General features: G+C 72.1%; 8 protein-coding genes. 5 read left to right on the plus strand and 3 right to left on the minus strand.

Going from position 1 to position 7936, the window contains the following annotated elements:
- Positions 1 to 104: 104 nt before the first annotated feature.
- A complete protein-coding gene (locus ACFVTF_RS38395; RefSeq protein ID WP_387818863.1) occupies positions 105 to 992 on the plus strand; it encodes an alpha/beta fold hydrolase in 888 nt (295 codons plus the stop codon).
- Entirely contained in the window at positions 989 to 1651 is a 663-nt protein-coding gene (locus ACFVTF_RS38400) for a 4'-phosphopantetheinyl transferase (protein ID WP_387818864.1), read from the plus strand. The genes ACFVTF_RS38395 and ACFVTF_RS38400 overlap by 4 nt, the downstream gene beginning before the upstream one ends.
- 156 nt (positions 1652 to 1807) lie before the next feature.
- Here ACFVTF_RS38400 and ACFVTF_RS38405 read toward each other — a convergent pair whose 3' ends face one another.
- Entirely contained in the window at positions 1808 to 2647 is an 840-nt protein-coding gene (locus tag ACFVTF_RS38405) for an SAM-dependent methyltransferase (RefSeq protein ID WP_387818865.1), read from the minus strand.
- Between the two features lie 117 nt (positions 2648 to 2764).
- Complete coding sequence (locus tag ACFVTF_RS38410; RefSeq protein WP_387818866.1) at positions 2765 to 3439, minus strand: helix-turn-helix domain-containing protein; 675 nt, start codon at positions 3437 to 3439, stop codon at positions 2765 to 2767.
- Positions 3440 to 3621: 182 nt separating this feature from the next.
- Between ACFVTF_RS38410 and ACFVTF_RS38415 the strand changes: the two genes are divergently transcribed.
- Entirely contained in the window at positions 3622 to 4812 is a 1191-nt protein-coding gene (locus ACFVTF_RS38415) for a cytochrome P450 (RefSeq protein WP_387818867.1), read from the plus strand.
- A 141-nt stretch (positions 4813 to 4953) separates the two neighbouring features.
- Here the strand turns inward: ACFVTF_RS38415 and ACFVTF_RS38420 are convergent, their stop codons facing one another.
- Positions 4954 to 5295, minus strand: a complete 342-nt coding sequence (locus tag ACFVTF_RS38420) for a hypothetical protein (RefSeq protein ID WP_371515399.1) — start codon at positions 5293 to 5295, stop codon at positions 4954 to 4956.
- A 392-nt stretch (positions 5296 to 5687) separates the two neighbouring features.
- Here ACFVTF_RS38420 and ACFVTF_RS38425 point away from each other — a divergent pair, with 392 nt between their 5' ends.
- Positions 5688 to 6422 carry a hypothetical protein gene (locus tag ACFVTF_RS38425; protein WP_387818868.1) on the plus strand — a complete coding sequence of 245 codons (735 nt, stop codon included), beginning with the start codon at positions 5688 to 5690 and terminating at the stop codon, positions 6420 to 6422.
- Positions 6423 to 6524: 102 nt separating this feature from the next.
- A complete protein-coding gene (locus tag ACFVTF_RS38430) occupies positions 6525 to 7886 on the plus strand; it encodes a M64 family metallopeptidase (protein ID WP_387818869.1) in 1362 nt (453 codons plus the stop codon).
- Positions 7887 to 7936 lie beyond the last annotated feature (50 nt).

Genomic DNA, 7936 nt, shown 5'->3' on the forward strand with positions numbered 1-7936 from the left:
CCCAAACACACCATCCCCAACCAACACACCAAAGCCACCCACAACGCCCTCACCAACCTCAACCACCAACTCACACACACCACCAGCACAAACAGGAGCACCTCGTGACCACCACCGCTGACATCACCATCACCGACCTCACCACCACCACCCCCGACGGCGCCCGACTCACCGTCGCCATCCACCACCCCGCCCACATCGACCCCCACGACACCACCCCCAGCACCACGCCCCTGATCGTCCTCGCCCACGGCTGGGGCGCGACCCACACCGTCTGGCATGCCACCGCCCGGCTGCTGGCCGCCCAGGGCCACACCGTCGCCGCCTACGACCAGCGCGGGCACGGCACCAGCACCCTTGGCGACAAGGCCCTCACCATCCAGCAGCTCGGGCACGACCTCGCCACCGTCGCCGACGCCCTCGCCCCTCACCGACCCGTCGTCATCGCCGGCCACTCAGGCGGCGGTTACGCCGCGCTCGCCTACGCCACCCAGCTCTACGCCGACGCCCCCCGTACCGCGCCCCAGCGCCTCGTCGGCCTCCTCCTCGCCGCCAGCGCCGCCGACGACCAGCAGACCCCTCCGGGTGAACTCCGCATCATGAGGACGAAGGCCTTCCAGCGCGCCCTCAAGAGCCCCCGGCTCGGCCGCCAGCTCCTGAAGAAGACCCTCCACCCCAACACCCCCGCTCACACCCAGGAGACCAACCGCCGTCTCTTCGCCAACACCAACCCCCACACCCGTCTCACCACCTTCGCCTCCACCAGCGCCATGGACCACACCCCCCACCTCCGGAACATCACCACCCCCACCACGATCCTCCGTGGCACCCACGACACCTCCGTCGGCCAGGCCCACATCCGCACCCTCCAAACCCACCTCCCCAACACCACCGTCGACACCCTCTCCGACGCCGGCCACATCCTCCCGCTCGAAGCCCCTGACCAGCTCGCCCGCCAGATCCACCAGCTCACCCTCACGTCGCAGCGGTGACCACCACCTCCCTCACCACCGAGCTGGGCAGGCTCCTGCCGTCAACCGTCCACTGCACCGAGGCCTTCGGGCCGCCGCCCCAGGGCGCGCTCCTTCCTGCGGAGCGCGCCCACATCAGTGGCCGATCGGCCCGCAGGCAGCGGCAGTTCACCGCCGCCCGCACGCTCGCCCGTCGTGCTCTCGCCCAGCTCGGCCACCCTCCGGTCCCGCTGCTCCCGGGGCCGGGCGGGGCCCCCGAGTGGCCGTCGGGGACCGTCGGGAGCATCACCCACTGCGACGGTTACACCGCTTGCGCTGCGGCACACGCGGCCGATGTCATCTCGCTCGGCATCGACGCCGAGCCCGCCCTACCGCTCCCCGACGGGGTCCTCGCCCTCACCGCTTCCGAGGACGAGCGCCACCGCCTCGACCGGCTACCTCACGGCCAAGTCCCCTGGGACCGACTGCTCTTCAGCGCCAAGGAGGCCACCTACAAGGCCTGCTACCCGCTCACCCGACGCTGGACCGGCCTGGCCGGCATCTCCGTGCGCCTCCTCCCCGACCACACCTTCACCGCGCACCACCCCCATCTGCCCGGCCGCTGCCACGGCCGCTGGACCAGCACCGACGCCGTCCTCCTCACCGCCCTCACCATCCCGCACGGGACCACGACCGGCTGAGCGCGCAGCACCGCAGCACCGCAGCGCCGAGGGGACAGCCGACGGATCGGTCAGCCGGACCCACCCCGTCCGGCAAAGGAGCCCGGCCCATGGCACTGGCCCACACGCTCACGCTCATCGCCGACCGCGCCGCCTGCCCCACCTAAAGTTTCGTCCTCAACGCGCAGGGTTGGCAGGACCGTTGTCGCCGGTGCGCACCGCTTCGATGAAGCCGGTGGTGCTCGGGCCAGAGCCGGGCAGGAAGGGGCGACCGTACGCGGCGGCAAGCTCGTCGAGCAGGGTGAGCCGGGTGTTCCAGCCATGGGCGTCGAGCCACTCGTGGGTCCGGGGACCGAGGCCGCCCTGCCACAGGTCGGTGATGTGGGCGAGGTTCGGGTCCTGCGGGGTACTGGTCACGTCCCGGCCCTTTTCCAGCAGCAGTCGGCTGCCCGGGGCGGAGAGGGTGCCGACGGCGGTGAGCAGGTCGGCCGCCTGGTCGGCGGTGAGGTAGACCAGCAGTCCTTCGGCCAGCCAGGCGGTGGGCCGCTCCGGGTCGAAGCCGACTTCGACGAGGCGGCGCGGCCAGTCCGGGTCCAGCAGGTCGCCGGGCAGCGTGGTGCGTTCGCCGGCCGGGTCGGCGCCGAGTTCGTCCAGGACCTGCTGCTTGAAGGCCAGGACGGGCGCGAGGTCGAGTTCGAAGAGGCGGGTGCCGGCCGGCCAGTCGAGCCGGTAGGCGCGCGCGTCCAGGCCTGCCGCGAGCAGGACGACCTGGTCCGCGCCGGCGGCGAGCAGGCGGTCGTCGTAGAAGCGGGTGCGCAGGATGCCGTGGACCACCAGGCCTTTGGCGAGGCCGCTCGCCGGCCCCGAGGTGGGCATCGGCATGCCGGAGGCGGTGACGAAGGCGGCGGCGTAGGGGTCGGTGAAGAGCGGTTCGGGGCGGGAGCTCTCGTAGGCGCGCACCAGCGCGACGGACAGGGCCGTACGGGAGACCGGGCTCAGCGGGTCGGTGATCGTCATGCCCGGGAATCTATCCCGACGCCGATTCTCCCGGGCCGGCACTCCCCTCGCCGGACCGGGCTGGTTCGGACGGGCACCCGGCAAGCGGGAACGGCGAGTTGACGTAGCGTCACGAGATCATGTCAAGAGGTGACGCCAGCGGTCGGCGGAATCCATCATGTCCCGGATGACGCGTTCCAGGAACGTCCCGCCCCTGGCCAGCCGCTGCCCCACGGGGCTGTCGGGCCCGAACTCCGCCGCGGCCGTCATCGCGATCCGCGCCGTCCCGAGCGTCTCGCGCGAGCCGATCATGATCGAGTGGTACCAGGCCTCGTCGTCGACCACGTAGATGTCGCGACGCCGCTGCGGATCGCGTTCGCGCCGGACGTACCCGTGCTGGACCAGGTAGTTCACGGCCACGGAGACGGAGGCCGCACTGACGTTCAGCCTGCGGGTCAGCTCGGCCGCGGTGCGCCGGCCGTCCTCGGACAGCAGCAGGTCGATGTGCACGCGCGCCGTCATCCTCGGCAGCCCCGTCCTGACCGCCATGTCGATGATCTCCGCTCCCGTCGGGCTGTCCGAGGGCCCGTCCGCGGGCGGCGGTGCCGGGGTGCCGCGCCGCGCGCGCTGGACCGTCGCCCGGTGCGCCTGTTCGGGCCGGTAGCCGCTGGGGCCGCCGTTGCGCCCGATCTCCCGGCTGATCGTCGAGGTCGGCCGGTCGAGCCGTCTGGCGATCTCGGCGTAGGAGAGCCCGTCGGCGAGTCCGGCCGCGATGCGCTGGCGTTCCTGCTGGGTCAGTCGTCCTCCTGGCATGCCGCCAGTATTGCCTTCGCATTCATTCATTGCAATGCGGCATTGCATTCGACTTCAGCGTCATTGCATCAATTTACCGCCGCTGAACAGGGAAAACTCCTACCACTCATTGCGACCATGGTGAATGCAACGTAGCTTTCGAAGAGTCCCGAAGACGCATTTCCGCGAGATGAGGAACGGTCATGGGTGAATCCGTCCACACCGTCACCACGTTGCCGACGGCGCGCCCGCCCGGCTGCCCCTTCGACCCGCCGGCCGAGCTGACCGACGCCCGACGGCACGGCCCCATCAGCCGCTACACCCACCCCACCGGGGCGGCCGGCTGGATGATCACCGGGTACGAGCTGGTCAGGTCGGTCCTGGCCGACCCGCGGTTCAGCTCGCGCAAGGAGCTCATCAACGTGGGCGACTTCGAGATTCCTCCGGCTCCGCCCGGCGAGTTCCTCCTCACGGACGACCCGCAGCACGGGCGCTACCGGAAGCCGCTGGTGGGCAGGTTCACCGTGCGGCGGATGCGGCTGCTCGCCGAGCGCATCGAGCAGATCACCGCCGAGTGCCTGGACGCCATGGAGGCGGCCGGCCCGTCGGCGGACCTGGTGACCGCGTTCGCCAAGCCCATCCCCGCCATCGTGATCTGCGAGCTGCTGGGGGTGCCGTACGAGGACCGCGGCTCCTTCCAGGAGCAGATCGACTCGTTCATGAACGGGGAGACGAGCGACGAGGAGCTGCTCGCGGCCTACACCGCGACCCAGCAGTACCTCGCGGAGCTGGTGGCCGCCAAGCGCGCGAACCCCACCGACGACGTGCTCAGCGACCTCATGGACAGCGACCTCACCGATGAGGAGCTGAGGGGCGTCAGCCTGATCCTGCTGGCGGCCGGGCTCGACACCACCACGAACATGCTGGCGCTGGGCACCTTCGCGCTGCTGCAGAACCCGGCGCAGCTGGCCGATCTGCGCTCCGACCCCACGCTCACCGGCCGGGCCGTCGAGGAACTGCTGCGGTACCTGAGCGTCGCCAAGTCGTTCATGAGGACGGCGCTGGAGGACGTCGAGCTGGGCGGCCAGACCATCAAGGCCGGCACGACGGTCATCCTGTCGTACCACACCGCCAACCGTGACCCCGAGCGCTTCGCCGATCCCCACGTGCTCGACTTCCGGCGGCAGTACGCCGGGCACCTGGCCTTCGGCCACGGCGTCCACCAGTGCCTGGGGCAGCAGCTGGCCCGCGTCGAGCTGAGCGTCGCGATCACCGCGCTGGTCAAGCGCTTCCCGACGCTGCGCCTGGCCGTAGCGGCGGAGGAGGTCGGCCTGCGGCCGGAGACCGCGGACATCTTCGGGGTGAAGAGCCTCCCGGTCACCTGGGACGTGTGACCGGGGACCGGCCCGGGAGAGGTCGGGGCCGGGGCCGGGGTCCGGACCGGGACCGGGGGACCCGCCGGACGGAGGGGCCCGACACACCGCGCGGCCCGGCACACCCACGGGGGGTGTGCCGGGCCGCCGGCGTCACCGGGTTCAGGGGGTGTAACTCACCCAGCCGCTCAGGGCGGTGGTGTTCGGCGGGCAGTAGACGCGCACGTTCAGGAAGGTGGTGTACGGGCCCACGGTGCGGGTGGAGTTGTCGGAACAGCTCACGTTGACCCACCACTTGGTGGTTCCGGTGCCCGAACAGGAGATGTTGAAGTACTGCTGGGTGCCGTCGGTCCCGAACGTGCCGGTGCTGCAGTTGATGCTCTGCAGCGCGTCCGGGGAGGCGGTCTGCGCCTGTGCGGCCGGCGCCGCGGCGAGGCCCAGCGCCGTGGCCGTGGCGAACGCCGCGAGGCCGCCCGCGATCCTGTTCCTGGTCCGGATGTTCACAGCTTCCCGTCCTCGGGGTCGGTGGTGCGCGTGGGGGCGCCGGGCGGCGGCTCGGGGAGCAGCCCGGCGCTCTGTCTGCGGTGACTTTAGGGAGCGGCCGGATCCGCGAGCATATGACGGCGGAAAATGCGCCTGCCCCGGCCTGGTCAGGCCTGTTGGCCCGTCGATCACGAATTCCTGCGACGGGGCACCGCCGATGGGGCCGCCGAGGTGACCCGCCCGCGCCCGGAACGGCCGAAAACACGCGGGCGCCGGCACACCTCCCGCACCTCCGGCATGGCACAAGTCCGTCACAGCGGTGTTGGCTTCCTCCCGCCCCGCACGCGTCCCTGGCATCATCCAAGTCCGTGCCGCCCCCGGAGCCGCCCACGGCCTGCCGGGTGTCGGCCCGCATGGCGACCGACGTCCAGACGAGGGGGAGTCCGATGACGCTGTTCGGCAAGCCGCCGGGCCCTAAGGACGCCCGGCCGCGCGGGCGGGCCGCCGCGCAGGCGCTGCGGGTCGTGCTGCGGGCCCTGCTCCTGCTGCTCGGCCTGTCCGCGGTCGGACTCGGGTTCGCGCGGTTCGTCGACACGTACCACGAGGGGTGGGCGTACCGCGGCGCCCCGGTCTGCGGCGCTCCGGCGATCGGGCCCGGGGTGGACTGCACGCTGCGGGAGAGCGGGCGGGTGACGAAGCGGGCGATGGAGCGGGACGGCGACTCGACCTCGTACACCCTGACCGTGGCCCGCGAGAAGGCTCCGACCGCCGACTACGACGTCGGGGAGGCGTTCTACGACGACGTGCGGACCGACACGGTCGTGAACCTGACGGTCTGGCGGGGCCAGGTGGTCGAGGTCGACTACCACGGGCACCGGGCCCGCAATCCGCACACCCTGTGGCTGGCCATCCTGAAGCTGGCGCTGCTGGTCGGCGCGGGCACGGCCCTGGTCACGGGCGGCCTGCTCGGGCCGAACCTGCGCTCCTGGTGGACCCCGGCCGGGATGTCCGTACCCATGGCGGTCACCACGCAGGTGGGCGCCGCCATGATCCTCCTGATGGGCTGGCCGCTGCCCGTGACCGTGACTCTGGCCGTCCTGGCCTGGCTGCTCGCGCTCTCCGTCATCAGCGGGATGTCCGCGGACTAGCGGCCCGGAGCGGATCCGGAATGCCCCTCACAGGTTGTCAGGTTCTCAACATGGGAAATAGGCTGCCACCTCCCGCTCACGCCACCACCGGGGAGGCCACCCATGCCCAGCAGTACCAGGAGCCGCAGGACCAGAACCGCCGCAACCCTCCTCACCACCGCCCTGGCCGCGGCCCTCCTCGGCGGCGCCCCCGCGCTCGCCGCACCCGGAGCCCCGCCCGGAACCACGACGGGCGCCGCCCCCACAGCCGCTCCGGCGGACGGCCGGCACCCCGTCGAGGTGTTCGACGAGGACGGCGGCATCTCCCGGGCCCTCGTCCCCGGCGGCTCCCCGTACACGGCCGGCTCCCGCGCCCAGGGCGTGGCCCCGATACAGGACGACGGCGACGTCACCGCGCTGGTGCGCAACGGTGATACGGCCACCAAGCTCGACGTGGTGGTCATCGGCGACGGCTACACGGCGCAGGAACAGGAGAAGTTCCGCAGCGACGCGGCCGAGAAGTGGCGCGAGATCACCGCCGTCGAGCCGTACGCCACCTACCGCAACCTGTTCAACGTCTGGGCGGTGTCGGCCGTTTCGCCCGAGTCGGGCGTCTCCGGGGATCCGGACCAGACGACCGTCCGGCACACCGCGCTGGGCTCGTACTTCTGGTGCGACGGGGTGGAGCGGCTGCTCTGCGTGGACGAGAAGGCGGTCGAGCGCTACGCGGCCAAGGCCCCGCAGGCGGACCTGGTGATCGTGGTGGCCAACAGCACCAAGTACGGCGGCGCGGGCTACAACGACGTGAAGTCCCCGCTCGGTTACGAGGGCATCGCCACCGTCGCGGGCGGCAACGCGAAGTCCGGGCAGATCGCGGTGCACGAGACCGGGCACTCGCTGGGCAAGCTCGCCGACGAGTACGCGTACGACGGCCAGGGCACCTACCAGGGCGCGGAGCCGACCGAGGCCAACATCAGTACGCTGACGGCCGACCGGATGCGGGCCCAGGGCACCAAGTGGTCCCGCTGGCTCGGCCGGACGTCACCCGACGGCGGGACGGTCGGCGCGTACGAGGGCGGCGGCTACTACCCGACGGGGCTCTACCGGCCGACCGAGAACTCGATCATGCGCTCGCTCGGGCGGGAGTTCAACCTGCCCGGACGGGAGGCGATGATCGCCGGCTTCTACCGCCACGCGACCCCGCTGACGAGCCCCGTCCCCACCAGCACCCGGCTCACCACCGCCAGCCGCCTCACCGTCGACCTGCCCGTCCCGGGCACCCTGCTGCGCTGGTTCCTGGACGGGCGCGAGCTGCCCGGGCAGCGCGGGCGCACCGCGCCCGACCTCGCCGCCCTCCACCCGGGCGGACCCCGCTCCCGGCCGCACCTGCTCACGGCCGTCGCCACCGACCCCACCCCGGCGGTGGCCGACCCGGCGCTGCGCGAGCACCTGACCGGGAGCCTGTCCTGGCTGGTGACGCGCTGACGCGCGTCCACCACGGCCAAGGCCCCGGGCCCGGCAGCACGGTGCTGCCG

The sequence above is a fragment of the Kitasatospora sp. NPDC057940 genome, assembly GCF_042887425.1.
In the GTDB taxonomy this organism is placed as follows: domain Bacteria; phylum Actinomycetota; class Actinomycetes; order Streptomycetales; family Streptomycetaceae; genus Kitasatospora.

Excerpts from the sequence above, each read along its gene's own strand:
- ACFVTF_RS38405 (WP_387818865.1), bottom strand. The coding sequence starts at position 2,647 with ATGACGATCACCGACCCGCTGAGCCCGGTCTCCCGTACGGCCCTGTCC.
- ACFVTF_RS38410 (WP_387818866.1), bottom strand. The coding sequence starts at position 3,439 with ATGCCAGGAGGACGACTGACCCAGCAGGAACGCCAGCGCATCGCGGCC.
- ACFVTF_RS38415 (WP_387818867.1), top strand. The coding sequence starts at position 3,622 with ATGGGTGAATCCGTCCACACCGTCACCACGTTGCCGACGGCGCGCCCG.
- ACFVTF_RS38425 (WP_387818868.1), top strand. The coding sequence starts at position 5,688 with ATGGCGACCGACGTCCAGACGAGGGGGAGTCCGATGACGCTGTTCGGC.
- ACFVTF_RS38430 (WP_387818869.1), top strand. The coding sequence starts at position 6,525 with ATGCCCAGCAGTACCAGGAGCCGCAGGACCAGAACCGCCGCAACCCTC.